General features: G+C 34.3%; 15 protein-coding genes. 1 reads left to right on the top strand and 14 read right to left on the bottom strand.

The features are described from left to right. Position 1 precedes the first annotated feature (1 nt). The 9 genes from DM397_RS17670 to DM397_RS17710 all read right to left on the bottom strand — a co-directional run bounded on the left by DM397_RS17670 (position 2) and on the right by DM397_RS17710 (position 9,133). Positions 2-433, bottom strand: coding sequence for a hypothetical protein (locus DM397_RS17670; protein ID WP_111378805.1), 432 nt, complete (start codon positions 431-433; stop codon positions 2-4). Beyond that, positions 433-1,566 carry a beta-ketoacyl-ACP synthase III gene (locus DM397_RS17675; protein WP_111378806.1) on the bottom strand — a complete coding sequence of 378 codons (1,134 nt, stop codon included), beginning with the start codon at positions 1,564-1,566 and terminating at the stop codon, positions 433-435. The genes DM397_RS17670 and DM397_RS17675 overlap by 1 nt, the downstream gene beginning before the upstream one ends. Positions 1,567-1,583: 17 nt before the next feature. Beyond that, complete coding sequence (locus DM397_RS17680; RefSeq protein WP_111378807.1) at positions 1,584-2,486, bottom strand: NADPH-dependent FMN reductase family protein; 903 nt, start codon at positions 2,484-2,486, stop codon at positions 1,584-1,586. Between the two features lie 435 nt (positions 2,487-2,921). After that, a complete protein-coding gene (locus DM397_RS17685; protein ID WP_111378808.1) occupies positions 2,922-3,803 on the bottom strand; it encodes an LpxL/LpxP family acyltransferase in 882 nt (293 codons plus the stop codon). Next, complete coding sequence (locus tag DM397_RS17690; protein ID WP_008465907.1) at positions 3,804-4,058, bottom strand: acyl carrier protein; 255 nt, start codon at positions 4,056-4,058, stop codon at positions 3,804-3,806. Beyond that, on the bottom strand, positions 4,051-5,286 hold the full coding sequence (locus DM397_RS17695; protein ID WP_111378809.1) for a beta-ketoacyl-[acyl-carrier-protein] synthase family protein: 1,236 nt from the start codon (positions 5,284-5,286) through the stop codon (positions 4,051-4,053). Before DM397_RS17695 ends, DM397_RS17690 begins: the two co-directional genes overlap by 8 nt. Positions 5,287-5,485: 199 nt before the next feature. After that, positions 5,486-6,217, bottom strand: coding sequence for a 3-oxoacyl-ACP reductase FabG (gene fabG, locus DM397_RS17700; protein ID WP_111378968.1), 732 nt, complete (start codon positions 6,215-6,217; stop codon positions 5,486-5,488). 96 nt (positions 6,218-6,313) lie between these two features. Further along, positions 6,314-7,540, bottom strand: coding sequence for a WG repeat-containing protein (locus tag DM397_RS17705; protein ID WP_111378810.1), 1,227 nt, complete (start codon positions 7,538-7,540; stop codon positions 6,314-6,316). Between the two features lie 72 nt (positions 7,541-7,612). Continuing rightward, positions 7,613-9,133 carry an HAL/PAL/TAL family ammonia-lyase gene (locus DM397_RS17710; RefSeq protein WP_111378811.1) on the bottom strand — a complete coding sequence of 507 codons (1,521 nt, stop codon included), beginning with the start codon at positions 9,131-9,133 and terminating at the stop codon, positions 7,613-7,615. A gap of 101 nt (positions 9,134-9,234) precedes the next feature. On the opposite strand from DM397_RS17710, the gene DM397_RS17715 reads away from it, so the two are divergent. Next, a complete protein-coding gene (locus tag DM397_RS17715; protein WP_095930654.1) occupies positions 9,235-10,485 on the top strand; it encodes an NAD(P)/FAD-dependent oxidoreductase in 1,251 nt (416 codons plus the stop codon). 217 nt (positions 10,486-10,702) lie between these two features. Here the strand turns inward: DM397_RS17715 and DM397_RS17720 are convergent, their stop codons facing one another. The 5 genes from DM397_RS17720 to DM397_RS17740 all read right to left on the bottom strand — a co-directional run bounded on the left by DM397_RS17720 (position 10,703) and on the right by DM397_RS17740 (position 15,476). Then, complete coding sequence (locus DM397_RS17720) at positions 10,703-11,308, bottom strand: hypothetical protein (RefSeq protein ID WP_111378812.1); 606 nt, start codon at positions 11,306-11,308, stop codon at positions 10,703-10,705. 163 nt (positions 11,309-11,471) lie between these two features. Next, positions 11,472-11,807, bottom strand: coding sequence for an L-rhamnose mutarotase (locus tag DM397_RS17725; RefSeq protein WP_111378813.1), 336 nt, complete (start codon positions 11,805-11,807; stop codon positions 11,472-11,474). Positions 11,808-11,817: 10 nt separating this feature from the next. After that, positions 11,818-12,672: a fumarylacetoacetate hydrolase family protein gene (locus DM397_RS17730; protein ID WP_111378814.1), complete on the bottom strand. Its 855-nt coding sequence runs from the start codon at positions 12,670-12,672 to the stop codon at positions 11,818-11,820. Between the two features lie 343 nt (positions 12,673-13,015). After that, positions 13,016-13,780 carry an SDR family NAD(P)-dependent oxidoreductase gene (locus tag DM397_RS17735; protein WP_111378815.1) on the bottom strand — a complete coding sequence of 255 codons (765 nt, stop codon included), beginning with the start codon at positions 13,778-13,780 and terminating at the stop codon, positions 13,016-13,018. Between the two features lie 40 nt (positions 13,781-13,820). Then, positions 13,821-15,476 (bottom strand): UxaA family hydrolase, encoded by a 1,656-nt coding sequence (locus tag DM397_RS17740; protein WP_111378969.1) that lies wholly within the window; start codon positions 15,474-15,476, stop codon positions 13,821-13,823. Positions 15,477-15,620 lie beyond the last annotated feature (144 nt).

Genomic DNA, 15,620 nt, shown 5'->3' on the forward strand with positions numbered 1-15,620 from the left:
TTTATTTTGCCAAAACCGTTTTCATTTGTCCTCTGGCAATTTCTTCATTGTTTAAAGTCGTCACAATATCTACTAAAGTAATTCCAGCAAATTCCTGCAGAATAGTAACTTCAGACTGAATGTTGTCGTTTACGTTCGGAAGCTTTTTAATCTCAATTTCTTTAATAGAACCAATGTAGCCAGTTGGTGCAATTTCGTTTCTTAAAAAATATTGATATCCTGTATGTAATGCCACAGATTGTGCCATATGTTCTATTAATCCCGCTTCCAGAAAAGTATTTTCAGCAACAAAAATATTATTACTTTGAATTTCTAAACTAGCAACCAAAGAAGTTTCAGAATAAGAATGCATAGCATCTACCATCACAAAAGGAAACTTTTGCGGTAATAAATTTTCTACCATTTCTTTTTCTAGAAGTGCCATTGTTTCCATTAGCAAACTGTTAAATACGCATATGCGAAAGAAAACCTTCCGCTTTCTGGAACAGATAATAAAATTTTATCTCCTTTTTTCAAATTCCCTGAATTCAATAATTCTTCAAGAGCTAGGTAAATAGAAGCAGAGCCAACATTTCCAACTCGAGAAAGATTCATGAACCATTTGTCATCGCTCATTCCGATACCTTTTTCATTTAATCCTTTTTTCAGTCCTTCAACAAAAAAGTTAGAAGAAACGTGAGGAATGAAATACGTAATATCTTCCGATTTAATATTGTTTTTATCCATGGCGTCTTTCATGCTCTGAGCACCTTTTGACAGGATAAATTCATCTAATAATTTAACGTCTTGTTTTATTGAGAAAACAGATTCGTTTAGCCATTGTTCTGGTGAATAATCGCTCCAGCCTTTAATTTCTCCGTTTTCCAATTTATCACCTCCAGCATACATGCAGGTTTCTAATTCGTATGCATACGAAAAAGCTTCCATCCATTCGATTTTTAGCGAAATCGGTCCTCTTGGTTTGTTTTCCAAAAGAAAAGCTCCAGCACCATCAGATAACATCCAACGTAAGAAATCTTTTTTGAAAGCAATAATTGGTTGTTCTTCAAGGCTTTTTAAATTATCGGCCTCGTGATTGTATTTTTGAGCATTCAGCCAAGTAGAAACTTTTTCTGATCCTGTGCAGATTGCATTTTTTGAATTTCCAGATTTTATAGAAAGAAAACCAAATTTAAGTGAGTTCATTCCGGCACAGCAAACTCCTGTTGAAGAGTTTAATTCTACCGATTTATTTTTTAAAAGACCGTGAACCATCGCAGCATGCGAAGGTAGAAATATGTCTGGAGTCGAAGTTCCGCATGAAAGCACTTCTACATCTTGAGGCGTAAAATTTTCGTCGAATAATGGTAAAATGGCATTTTTGGTTAATTCGGCATTACTGTGAGTGCTTTTTCCTTCTTTATCAACTGCGTAATATCGGCTTGTAATTTTATTGTTGCGCAAAATAATGCGTCTTGCTTTAGAAGCAGTATCATTGATAAGGCCTAAATAGGCTTCCATTTCGTCATTTGAAACGGCTTCGTTTGGCAAATATTTTGCAGCTTTTGTAATATATACTTCAAACATAATTTAAATTTCGTCTTCTAAACTCCCTGATAATATTGAGTTTCCTTTTTTATAGATTTTAACTTAAGCGGATAGGTAATAAGGTGCAATATATACACTATTGGTGAGATTAACCATATCGCAAGGAATAAATAAACATTAAATACTTTAAGCAGCTGTTTTCGTTTTTTTTGATTTTTATAAATGATATTTGACCATTTGTTGAAAATTTTGTTGGCCGTTTTGTCAACAGTCACCAAATACGAACTTATTTTTACAGCGCCGGCATCGACCAATTTTGGTTGTAATTGTGCTAAATTATTTTGCTGTAAAGAATCCAGCATGATTTCTCCAAACTGACTCGATTCTTCTATATCTTTTTCTGAAACTCCCGGAAGCGGAAAAATACCTAAATATTTTTTCTTAACCCCAGAAAACATCCATTCTACAATTGTAATTACACTGATTAAATTTCCAACGCGGTCTACCAAAGCTACATTTCCAACCAAATTGGCATTGGTTTTTCTCAGCAGAACTTTGATTTTTTCCTGAGCCATAATCCACATATTTCTTGAGCCGCTTATGGTGATAACAGGTGTGTTGTTCAAAATTTTCTTGGCATCTTCGCTTTTCAAGAACGAGTTAATCGGAATAGAAGGCGATAAATACCAAACCTGATAATGAAATAAAACTAGATCAAATTTTGTGTTTAAAATTTCTTCGGGAACAGGATTTAATGCGGTCGGAATCTGTAAAAATGATTCTGGAAACGCATCAAAAAATGATTCTTTGTTCCAAGGAAACGGAAACGGTTTTTCTAATTGTATTTCGTGAAATGTGAGATTTATTTCGTCTGAATTTAGAAATGGTTTTGCAATATTTTTTGCAATAGATTCCAGCTGTCCAGATTGCGTGTAATAAATTACGAGAACATTTTTCATTTAGGTTTTTTGGCTTTGGTGGTCAGCAAAAATAAGTAAATTTATTTAAACGAATTTTCTTATTTTGACCAAGGTTTTTTTATTAGCCACGACCCGAGCAATAGCGAACTGGCGAAGCAATTCACGAATTGTTTAAATACTGCTGATATTAATGATTTTATTTAAATTAACCACAATTCGTTATACGAATTATTATTCGTGTAAAGGATATGATTTTTGGAAAACTAACTATTGTAATTTTTTATTAGCCACGAATTCACGAATTATTTAAAATACTGTATTGAAGATGATTCTGCTGAAATTATAACGGTACTTAATTTCACGAATTATGGCTTAAGTAAAGGATACTATTTTAAGAAAAAATTAGTGAAATTAGCGACAAAAGTATTCGAGCTAAAATAATTAGAGAAAATTCGTGAATTCGTGGCAAAAAAACTAAGATTTTATATCGTTCCAAAAATCAAAATAATTGAACCATTGTAAAGGGTATTGATGAAGAATGCTTTCTACGCTTTTTACATATTCTTTCAAAAGTGCTTTTTCGTCTCGGTGTTTTACTTCGGCTTCTCTTGCGTATAAATGGTAATGCAAGTTTGGCTCTTTCATTACATAAACAAAAACTACAGGAACTTTTAATCGTGAAGCAATTAAAAATGGACCAGCAGGGAAATTGGCTTCTTTGCCCAAAAGTGTTTCAGAAAGCGATTTGGTTCCTTCAAAATAACGATCACCTGTAAAGCAGATTAATTCGTTATTGGCCAAAGCAGCATTGATCTCAAAAATATGAGAGAGATCTTCTTTGATGATGATAAATTTTACGGTTGGTTTTTGAGAAACACTTTCTAGATAATTCTTAATGGCAGAATGTTCTAAATCTGTCGTAACAAGATTGATTTGGAAATTAAGATCAATATCTCCTAAAAAATGTTCTGCAATTTCAAAATTACCAACGTGCGCACTAATAAGGACACCACCTTTTTTCTCGGCAAGTAATTTTTTAAGCGTTTCTATTCCGTCAAATTCATAAGTAAATTTGTTTCGCATTCCTGCCGAAATAGAAACTTTATCAATAATGGTCTGTCCAAAAGTATAATAGCTTTTGAAAACCATTTTTTTGGATTTGAAATAGGAGTATTGAAGTCTTTCTTTAAAATAATAGAAAATGGCTCTGTTGCTTTTTCTTAGAAATAAAAAATAATAAGACGCAACAAAATAAAGTAAGGCATAAGCAGCTTTGACACCCGCTTTTTGAATTAAAAAAACGAATATTTTATAACCTAATACAGTTCCTTTGGATTTACCATCCCATTGACTCATTTAAGCTGATTTGGCTTTGATTTTAGTTTCGATTAAGTCATAAAAACTTTGAAAATCAGAAATTCCAACAAAATCTGCCTCAACTAGTTTTACACCAAAGTTTGCCTCTATTGAAACGACTAAGTCAACATAATCCAGACTGTCTAACCCAAGTGTATCTTTTAAATTAGCATTTGGTTCAATGTCGTCATTATCAACTTCAAATTCATCAACTAAAAAACCATTAATTTTTGCTATAATCTCTTCTTTATTCATTGTTCAATTTAAACTTTTTAACCACCAACGCAGAGTTGGTTCCTCCGAAACCGAAAGAATTGGACAAAAATATGTCAAATTTTTTGTTTAACGTAGTTTTAACTAAATTTAATTTTGACGCATCTTCATCTGGGTTTTCCAAATTGATGTTTGGCGCGATAAAATCGTGCTGCATCATTAAGATCGAATAAATGATTTCACTGGCTCCTGCCATCCAGCATTCGTGGCCAGTCATTGATTTTGTAGAACTTACTGGAGGATTTTTTTCTCCAAAAACTTCAAAAATGGCTTTGGCTTCATTAGCGTCTCCAACTGGTGTTGAGGTCGCGTGAGCATTTATATATTCAATATCTGAAGCTTCTAATTTTGCATCGTCAAGTGCACGTTTCATTGCAGTTGCTGGCCCTTCAACGTTTGGAGTTGAGATATGCCCACCATTTGATGAAAATCCGTAACCGCCAATTTCTGCAATTATATTGGCACCGCGAGCAATGGCAGATTCGTAACTTTCTAAAATTAAAGTTGCACCACCGCCACTCGGAATTAATCCGTCGCGACCAATATCAAAAGGTCTTGAAGCTTTTGTCGGATCTCCTTCTCGGTTAGAAAAAACTCCTAATCCATCAAAACTGCTCATCGCATATTTGTTGATTTCCTGCGCTCCGCCAGTTATAACAATGTCTTGAAAACCACTTTTAATTAAAAAATAAGCCAAACCAATTGAGTGAGAACCGCTGGCGCAAGCCGCACTAACGGTAAGATTGATGCCACGCAGTTTAAAAATCGTAGAAAGATTCATCGTTACTGTAGAATTCATCGACTTAAAAATAGCCCCAGAACCAATAAGGGCGGTGTCTTTTTTCTCGCGTACAATATCTGTTGCGTCAATGATGGCTTTAGAAACGCTGTCGTTTCCGTACATAATGCCAACTTCGTGTTCGTCAAAAAAGGCATCATCAATGTTGGCATTTTTTAATGCTTCTATAGTAGCCATATAAGCATACTCGGTTTCTTCACCGATGCTCATGCGTTGTCTTCTAGTCAATAAATTTTTAAGATCGGCTTTCGGAACCATTCCTGTCAAGGCCGACTGGAAACCAAATTCTTTACGTTCAGAATCAAACTGAATACCAGATTTTCCTTCGTATAACGAATTTTTTACTTCGTCTAAAGAAGTTCCGATACAAGAATAAATTCCCATTCCAGTAATTACAACTCGTCTATTCATCGTCTTTCAAAAGTAATTTTTTATCCTTAAAGTGTAATTTTTAAAACAAAGGCACAAAGTTTTTATTTTTTAATCTCGCAAAGTCGCAGAGTCGCAAAGTTTCTTTTTTAAAGTCTTTTTTAATAAAACTTTGCGACTTTGCGAGCAATTTTTTGTTAAGTAAAAAACTTAAAAATAAACTTCGCAAACATAGTATTCTTTAAGAATATATTCCGCCGTTAATATTGATAATTTCTCCTGTAATATAGCTTGCTTTTTTAGAAATCAAAAAGCTTACCAAATCTGCAACCTCTTCTGCTTCGCCAAAACGGTTTACCGGAATTAGCTTTAATAATTCTTTTTCATCTAATTGACTCGTCATATCGGTTCTGATAAAACCTGGAGCAACAGCATTTACAGTAATGTTTCTTTTGGCAACTTCTTGTGCGAGAGCTTTAGTCGCTGCTACAATGGCGCCTTTTGCAGCCGAATAATTGGTTTGTCCTGCAGTTCCTTTTACTCCAGAAACCGAAACCATATTTACAATTCTACCATATTTATTGCGCAACATTTTTTGAATAAAAAACTGAGTAACATTAAAGAAACCGTTTACACTCGTATTCATAACGCCGTTCCAGTCTTCTGGTGTCATCCACATAAAAAGACCATCTTTTGTGATTCCGGCATTGTTTACAATTGCTTCAACCAATTTTTCAGGATTTGCTTCCTGCCAAGCAGTTAAAACATTTTGTACATTTTCAAAATTAGAAACATCAAAACCTAAGATTTCGCCTGTTGCGCCTAATTTTTGTACTTCTTGTAATGTTTCTTCGGCAGCTGTTTTATTCGAATGATAATTAATCAGAATATGATAATCGGATTCTACGGCCAGTTTTTTACAAATCGCACTTCCAATTCCTCTTGAACCGCCTGTTACTAATACACATTTCATTAAAATATAGGTTTTATTTTTATTCGTCATCAATGAAACCGCTTTATAAACTGCGATTTCATTTATGCAAATTTCTAATTTATTTGGGAATAAATATTATTTCTTTTTCTTTGGTGCTGGTTTCGCAGCTGGTTTTTTTGCAGTTGGCGCTTTAGTTTCCTCTTTTGGTTTTTCGGCAGAAGCTGCTGCAGGCTGAGGTTTTTCTGCACTTTTAGAGAATAGTTCTGCATTTTCAAACCATTGGTTGGCTAAAACTGTTCCGTCAGGTTTAAGAAATCCCCATTTTCCTTCGTTTTTTACTCTAGCAACACCACCAATAAATCCTTTGTCTTGTTGCGTAAACATCGCAATAATAGCATTTGTTGTGATACCATATTGAGTTGGGATTACTAGTTTTCCAGATTCATTAATGAATCCCCAGTTACTTTCTTTTACTGGAGCTAAACCGTTTGTGCTGAAAACTTCTGCATCGCTGTAAGTTGGTTCAATCACAAATTTTCCCTCTGGATTAATGAATCCCCATTTTTTTCCGACAAGAACAGGAGCAAGGTTTTTTGAGAACGCTTTTCCTTTATCATAAATAGGAAGAATGGCCCAGTTTCCTTTTAAATCGATGTATCCAATTTTTCCGTTTTTCTTAGCAAAAGTCAAATCTTGAGTTTCAAAATCCCAGATTTTTTCGGCTCCGTCAACTGGAATAAATTTTCCGCCGCTTACCAATCCGAAAGTTTTGTCTTTTCTTGCCCAAGTTGTGCCTTTAAAATAATTACCAACTTCGGCATACACTGGTTCAACCAATTCTTTTCCGTTAGTGTCAATAATTCCCCAGTTTTTGTTCAGTTCCACTCTGGCATAACCATTTTCAAAAGGTTTGATCTGATCGTATTTTGGTTCTAAAACAACAGTCATTTTGTTGTTAATCAAACCCACTTTATTGTTTTGTCTGATAAAAGCAACGCCATCATTAAAATCAAATAATTTTTCTGAAGCTGGAGCTTGTTGAATTTCTCCTTTTGTATTAATATAAACCCAGTCTTTGTCTTTTTGTACAATTGCAATTCCGCTGTTAAAATCTTTAGCATCTTTAAAATCAGCAGGAATTACCCAAGTTCCTTTTGCATCGATAAATCCCCATTTTCCGCCATTTTCTACAGCAGCTAATCCTTCAGAAAAACTTCTGGCAGATTTATATTGAGGTTCGATTTTAAAGGATCCGTCTTTAGAAAGATATCCAATTTTAGAGCTCTTCTTAACTAATGCCAGTTCTTGACTATTAACAGATTGAATACTTGCCAGCAGCAAAAAAATAAGTGTCTTTTTCATGATTTTAAAAATTCAATGTTTAATGATTAAAAAACTAAAACTCTTTGGGGGGCATATGTGGTATGTCAATCTCTAACTGTTGATCAAATAATCTTTTACTTTTTGAACAAAAGGATACATTACTTGATCTTCCTTAAATTCCGGAATTATATTTCTAATATCGTCGTACCATTTTTTAGTCGTAGACGAAATTTGATCTTTTTGTTTCAAATAATCAATTGCCTGAACAATTGTGATTAATTCGATCGCTAAAACTTCAAAAGAATTCTCAATTACTTTTGATGTAATAACCGCCGCATTTGTTCCCATACTTACAATGTCTTGATTGTCATTGTTGTTTGGAATACTGTGCACATACATTGGGTTAGATAACATTTGGTTTTCGGCAGTTGTTGAAGTTGCTACGAACTGAACGCCCTGCATTCCGAAATTAAATCCTAATGTTCCTAAGTTTACAAATGGAGGAAGAATTTCATTGATTTTAGAATTCAATAAATAATTCAATTGACGTTCTGCCAGCATCGTTAATTTGGTAATAACGATTTTCAGTTTGTCCATTTCAAGCGAAATATAATCTCCGTGGAAATTTCCGCCGTGATAAACGTGTTTGTTTTTTACGTCTATAATGGGGTTGTCGTTTGCCGAGTTAAATTCGTCTTCTAGAATAGAAGCGACATTATTTATAGTTTCTAAAACGGGTCCCAAAATTTGAGGAACACAACGTAATGAATAATATTCCTGAACTTTTTCTTTGAAGATTTCTTCTGTATTTTCTCCAGAATATAAGTGGTCTTCTCTTTTACGGATCAAAGTACTGTCAGAAAGATTTTGTCTCATTCTTTCAGCAACCTCTTGTTGTCCTTTATGACGTTTTGTTTGGTTTAATTCTTCAGAGAAGTGATCGTCGTAAGCTTGAACCAATTCGTTAATTGCACAAGAAGCTTTTAATGACCAGTCTAATAATTTTTTAGCATAATGAACATTTACAACTCCAATTCCTGTCATTACAGAAGTTCCGTTGATTAACGCCAAACCTTCTCTAATTTCTACTTGAATCGGTTTTAAACCTTCAATTTCGAAAACTTCTGCAGTTGAACGTCTTACACCTTTATAAAAAACTTCGCCCTCGCCAATTAACACTAAAGCTAAATGTGATAGCTGCACTAAGTCTCCGCTGGCACCTACGCCACCATGTTCAAAAATTAAAGGCGTAATATCTCGATTGATTAATTCTGCCATTAAATGAATAACAGAAGAATGAACTCCTGAATTTCCTAAAGAAAGTGTATTTAATCTTGCCAAAATCGCTGCTTTTACGCACTCAGCGTTTAAAGGTTTTCCAGTTCCAGAAGAATGGCTTCTGATTAAATTATATTGCAATTGAATTTGGTCTGACTCCTTAATTCTATATTGAGCCATTGGACCAAATCCTGTATTTACGCCGTATATTACTTTGTTTCCTGAGAATTCTTTTAAGAAATTAAAACTTTCGTTTACTCGATTTTGAACCACATCGCTTATGGAAACTTTGTTTTTTCCAAAGATTATGGCTTCAAATTCTGCTAAACTTAGATATTCATTTATTGTATTCATCAAATCGATTTTGGTTGCGCTAATTTAATTTTATTTATCAAAATAAATGTAGTTATTTTGATGATGGCAAATGTAGGTTAATTAATGATAATAATTCTAATATGACAAAGGAGTTTGTTGATGTTTTAGTGATTGGTGCAGGACCGTCTGGATGTGTTTCAGCATCGTATCTTTTTAAAAACAATGTAAAGGTAAAAGTTGTAGAAAAAACGAAGTTCCCGAGACTTGTAGTAGGCGAAAGTCTTATTCCGCGTGTAATGGATCATTTTGCTGAAGCAGAATTGTTTGACGCCCTTGATGCGATGAACTTCGAAAAGAAATTAGGAGCTCGTTTTATCAGAGGAGAAGAAATCTGCAATTTTGATTTCAGCGTAAAATTTGGAGAAGGATGGGACTGGACTTGGCAAGTTCCGAGAGCTGATTTTGACAATACAATGGCTCAAGAAGTCATAAGAAAAGGGATTGATTTAGAATTTGAAACCGAAGTTTTGGAAGTTTCTTTTGAAGGGAAAAATTCAAAAACTATCGTAAAAGATAAAGACGGAAATCTAAAAGAAATTCACGCTAAATTTATCATCGACTCCAGCGGATACGGACGTGTTTTACCAAGACTTTTAGATTTGGATACGCCTTCAAAATTAGATCCGCATTCTTCGATTTTTACGCATGTTAAAGATATTAATAGAGAAGAAGGCGTAGAGGGAACTCAAATTTCGTTTGACATTTTAGAAACTCAGGTTTGGCTTTGGGTAATTCCGTTTTCTAACGGAAACACAAGTTTGGGTGTTGTTGGTCCGACTGATTTTATTAATTCACTTTCTGAAAATAAAGATAATGCTGAGGCTTTGCGAAATGCCATTCAGAAATCGGATTATTATATTAAAAGATTTGCTGGAACAGAGTTTTTGTTTGAGCCAGTTAAATTAGAAAATTATTCAAGAGCCGTAAAAAGAATGTATGGCGACGGTTTTGCTTTAACAGGAAACAGTTCTGAATTCTTAGATCCAGTTTTCTCTTCTGGAGTCGCTTTTGCAACCGAATCTGGAATGCTGGCAGCAAAATTATATTTGAAAGAATCACAAGGAATTCCGGTAGATTGGGAAGTGGAATTCACCCAATACATGAAACGCGGAATTGCCGTTTTCACGACTTATGTTCAAGAATGGTATACGGGAAATTTACAGACGCTGTTTTTCCATCAGCCTGAAAATCCAGAAGTAAAAGAAAAAATATGCGCGGTTTTAGCTGGTTATGTTTGGAACGAAGAAAATTCGTTTGTCAAGAAACATGATCACGTAATTGCGAATATGGCGTATTTATTGAATATGCAAAAAGAACAAAGCCCTGAATAATCAGGGCTTTTTTTATAAAAAACAATTCATTTTGTAGATTCATTCCGTAGGAATGTTTCGTTGGTAGAATTAAATTGTAATTATGATTATATACGTTCCGTAGGAACGTTTGATTGATATTTTATTTCGATAAATCAGATGTCCCTACAGGACATAATGTAAAACGACAATATTTTTTCTACCAATCAGATATTCCTAACGGAATATTATTTCCTTTTTATTTATATGCTTTTTTTGCAATAAGTTTAGACATTGTTTTTGCAGTTTTTGCAAATCCTTCTCCAATTCGGGTTTCATTATTAAAATTGCTTCCCCACTGGTCTCCAGGAGCCTCTTCACTTGTAATTTCTAACAAAACATTTGATTTGTTGGCTGTTTCAACAAACTTTAAATTGGTTGTTACTTTTGCTGGCTGTTTCATGATTCCAGCATCCCAGCCTGGGTAAATCCAAACTGTCTGTACAATTAAAGTATAAGGAGTATTTAATCCTTCCTGAAAGTTTAATTCTTTCTTTTCCTTAGTCAAAACAATGTTTGCAATTTCTAAGAATTTTGGAGTCCATATTTGGTCTTTTGCCACAATCCATCTTTTTTCCCAAAGATTTCCGTTTCCTTTTGCTTTTTTGTCTAAATCAGCTTTGTGTTCTTCAACATATTGTGCTTCAGGCTTATTTTCTTTCATCATAGTAAAATTACTATAATCAAATACGGTATTGATTTCTTTTTGATCCTTTAAAAAGTTAAAATTGCCTTGAACAATATTAATGTCTTGAGCAAATACAGCTCCTGAAATAAAGGAGAATACGATAATTAGTTTTTTCATTTTTTTAGTTAATTGATTATTTTTTTGCTGGCTAAAATAATTAAAAGGATTTAAATCATAATCATTAATAAGTAATATTTTTCTTTCTTTTTTTATTGACTTTGCTCTAAAAAAAAGACTGCCATAATTGACAGTCTTTTATACTTTATTGAATATATAAATTTTACAATCCAAAAATCTTATCCATTAAAATCCATTTTTGTCCTGGTTTTGCCCACGGCAAAGCTTGCTGGAACTTCCACATTAAAGTTTCCCATTCCTGAACTTTTTCGTTTGCCGCATCGGCCTGATCTTTCTTTTCGAAAGTAAAATCGGCATCAGCTTCGATGATCATGAATAATCGGTTTCCTGTGCAATAAATATCCAGCACTTCAATTCCAGAATCTTGAATGCTTTTCTTGATTTCTGGCCAAACATTTTCATGCAGTTCTTTATATTCTGCAATTAAATTGGTGTCGTCTTTTAAGTCTAAAGCCAGATAGAATTTTTGTGTTGCCATAATCTAAAATTTATCCTTGGTAAGCTACAGCAGTTTGTTTGCTTGTACCTAAGCCTTCAATTCCTAATTCGATTACGTCGCCAGCTTTAATGTAAATTGGATCTGGTTTAATTCCTAATCCTACTCCCGGAGGTGTTCCTGTACTGATAACGTCACCAGGAAGCAATGTCATAAACTGACTTAAATAATGTACTAAAAATGGAATTTTGAAAATCAAGTTTGAAGTATTACTGTTTTGGAATGTTTTTCCGTTTACAGTCAACCACATTTTTAGGTTGTTTACATCGCCAATTTCGTCTGGAGTTGCCATAATTGGTCCAAGAGGAGCGAAAGTGTCAGAACCTTTTCCTTTTGCCCATTGTCCGCCGCGCTCGATTTGGAAGGCTCTTTCGCTGTAGTCATTTAAAAGGCAATATCCAGCGATGTAGTTTGGTGCATCTTCTTCAGAAACGTAGCTTGCTTTTTTACCTACAACAAATGCTAATTCTACTTCCCAGTCTGTTTTTTCGCTGTTTTTTGGGATAATCAAATTATCATTTGGTCCGCATAAAGAAGTCGTAGATTTGAAGAAAATAATTGGTTCTTCTGGAATTGCAGCGCCAGTTTCTTCACAGTGATCTACATAATTTAATCCGATGCAGATAATTTTTGAAGGACGCGCCACTGGCGAACCTAAACGTACTGAATCGCTAACTTCTGGTAATGCAGGATTATTTTTTAAGGCTTCTTCTAATTTCGCTAAACCGTCATTTTCAAAAAAAGCTTCGTTGTAATCTGTTACAATAGACGAAACATCGTATCTTTTATCATTTAGTAAAACACCTGGTCTTTCCTTTCCTTCTTCTCCGAATCTAATAAGTTTCATATTTTAATTTTTTTAGTAATGTGTATTGTTTTTTTTTGCCACGAATTCACGAATTTATATATATACGGTGGCTTTATTTTTTTCAACATATAGAATCATAGTTTTACTTTATCTAAAAAAGGCATTTCATTTATCTAAATTCACATAGTTCTATGTGTTCAAATCTAGATTTGTTTTTTACTCTTTTTATGGATTTAAAAATCTATGTTTCTATGTGTTTAAATTTTTTAGCCACGAATTCACGAATTAAAATGATTTTAAAAATCTGTGAAATCTGTATTAAATAAAAATAGCCACGAATTATGACTGAAAAAATTCGTGAATTCGTGGCTATTTCCTTTTTTTAGTTGTTCAATTTGATAAATCCACCATCAATTGGGTAATCTGAACCTGTGATGAAAGACGATTCGTCGCTGCATAAAAATAAGGCTAAAGTTGCGATTTCGTCTGGTTTTCCCATACGACCAATTGGTTGTGATTGAGATAGTTTTTCGAAAATTTCTTCTTCTTTTCCAGGATAATTTTTAGCAATAAATCCGTCTACGAAAGGCGTGTGAACTCTCGCTGGAGAAATAGAATTACATCTGATTTTATCATTCAAATAATCTTTAGCAACCGATAAAGTCATGGCCATAACAGCTCCTTTTGCTGTAGAATAAGCAAAACGATCCGGAATTCCAACCCAGCAAGCAATTGAAGCTAAGTTCAAAATTACACCTCCGCCAGAGTTTCTTAGCGCTGGAATAGAAGCGTGAAGACAGTTGTAAACCCCTTTTACGTTTACATTCATGATTCTGTCAAAATCAGATTCTGAAGTGGTGTCTACTTTTCCAACGTGAGCAATACCAGCGTTGTTTACCAGAATATTGATATTTCCGATTTTTTGGAAAGTTGAATTTACTTGTTCGTGGTTTGAAACGTCGCAAGCGTGAGCAAAAACATTTCCTCCATTTGATTTAATTTCTTCTACTGTTTCTTTTGCACTTTCTTCTGTCAATTCTAAAATGTGAACTTCAGCTCCTTGTTTCGCAAATAAAACCGAAATCGCTCTTCCAATTCCGCTTCCTCCGCCCGTGATAATTGCTTTTTTATTTTGTAATGAAAACATACTATATGTGTTTAATAATTTATTTTTAATTGAAATTTGATTATAAAGATACGCCGCGTTTCCACGGAATAAAATCGTCTTGATTCAATTGAACCGCTTTCGGAATAATTTCGCCGCTTGCCGCTTTGATGCAGTATTCTAAAATTTCCTCGCCCATTTCTTCAATAGATTTTTCACCACTGATAATTGGTCCGCAGTCAATATCTATAATATCTTTCATTCTGGTTGCTAGAACTGAGTTTGTTGCCACTTTAATTACAGGGCAAACAGGGTTTCCTGTCGGCGTTCCCAATCCCGTTGTAAACAAAATTAAAGTCGCTCCAGAAGCCGCTTTTCCAGTTGTAGCTTCTACATCATTTCCTGGAGTACAAACCAAACTTAAACCTGGTTTTGTAACCAATTCGGTATAATCTAAAACATCAACTACAGGAGAAGTGCCACCTTTTTTCGCTGCTCCCGCACTTTTTATGGCATCTGTAATTAATCCATCTTTAATATTTCCCGGTGAAGGATTCATATGAAAACCAGAACCCACTTTATGCGCTAGTTCATCATAAGATTCCATTAGATCTATGAATTTTTTAGCGTTATCTTCCGTAATACATCTGTCAATTAAATTCTGTTCTGCACCGCATAATTCTGGGAATTCAGCCAAAAGAATTTTTCCGCCTAAAGCTACGACTAAATCCGAAGTATAACCCACAGCAGGATTTGCAGAAACACCGCTGAAACCGTCGCTTCCGCCACATTTTACGCCAATACACAAATCGCTTAACGGCGCATCGGTTCTTTCGTATTTATTGATTTCAATTAAACCTTCAAACGTTTTTTTGATGGCATTTGTAATTAAAACTTCTTCGCTTTCTGTTTGTTGCTGTTCAAAAATAAACAGGGGTTTGTCAAACTCTGGATTTTGTCTTTTTACATCGTTTACAAAATCCTGAATTTGTAAATGCTGGCATCCTAAACTCAAAAGCGTAATTCCGCCCACGTTTGGATGATTGGCATAAGAAGCTAATAAAGCACTCAAAGTAGAAGCATCCTGACGCGTTCCGCCGCAACCGCCTTGGTGATTTAAGAATTTGATTCCGTCTACATTTTCAAAAACGCGTTTGTTTTTTGGTGTCGGATTTAATTCAATATTGATATCGTTAATGTCATTTCCGTTCAAATAACCTTCCAGTAATTCGTGCGTAAATTGATTGTATTTGTCTGTTACAGCATAACCCAATTGTTTGTGTAATGCTTCTTTGATAACATCTAAATTTCTGTTTTCACAAAAAACAGTTGGTATGAAAAGCCAGTAATTAGCCGTTCCAACACGTCCGTCTTTTCTTTTATAACCTTTAAAAGTTCTGTTTTCAAATTTAGAAACATCTGGTGCATTCCATTCGTAAGAAGCGTTTCTGTAAGCGTAAGGATCTGCGGCGTGTTTAAGGTTTTCAGTCGTCATTAAACTTCCTTTAGCCAAATCGTTTTGCACTTTTCCAACCAAAACACCGTACATATTTACTTCTTCTCCCTGCTTCATGTCCTGCATGTAGAATTTGTGTTTGGCTTTGATGAGGTCTTGTAAAACGTAAGTTTCATTTTCAAAATGAATCGAATCGCCTTTTTGAAGATCGGTTAAGGCAACCAATACATTATCGTCTGGATGCAGTTTTACAACCAGTTTTTTTGTGTTATTGTCAGACATTGTGTTGTTTGTTTTTTCTTTTTTTTTTGATGTCACTGCTTTCGTTTTAAAACAATTTAATCCTCTGATTTTGTATAGAATTCGGGCAGTTAACGAAAAATAAAATTAGCCTTTTTACACATTGCTTAATAGTCTAATATTATC

It is taken from the genome of Flavobacterium nitrogenifigens (assembly GCF_003254565.1).
In the GTDB taxonomy this organism is placed as follows: domain Bacteria; phylum Bacteroidota; class Bacteroidia; order Flavobacteriales; family Flavobacteriaceae; genus Flavobacterium; species Flavobacterium nitrogenifigens.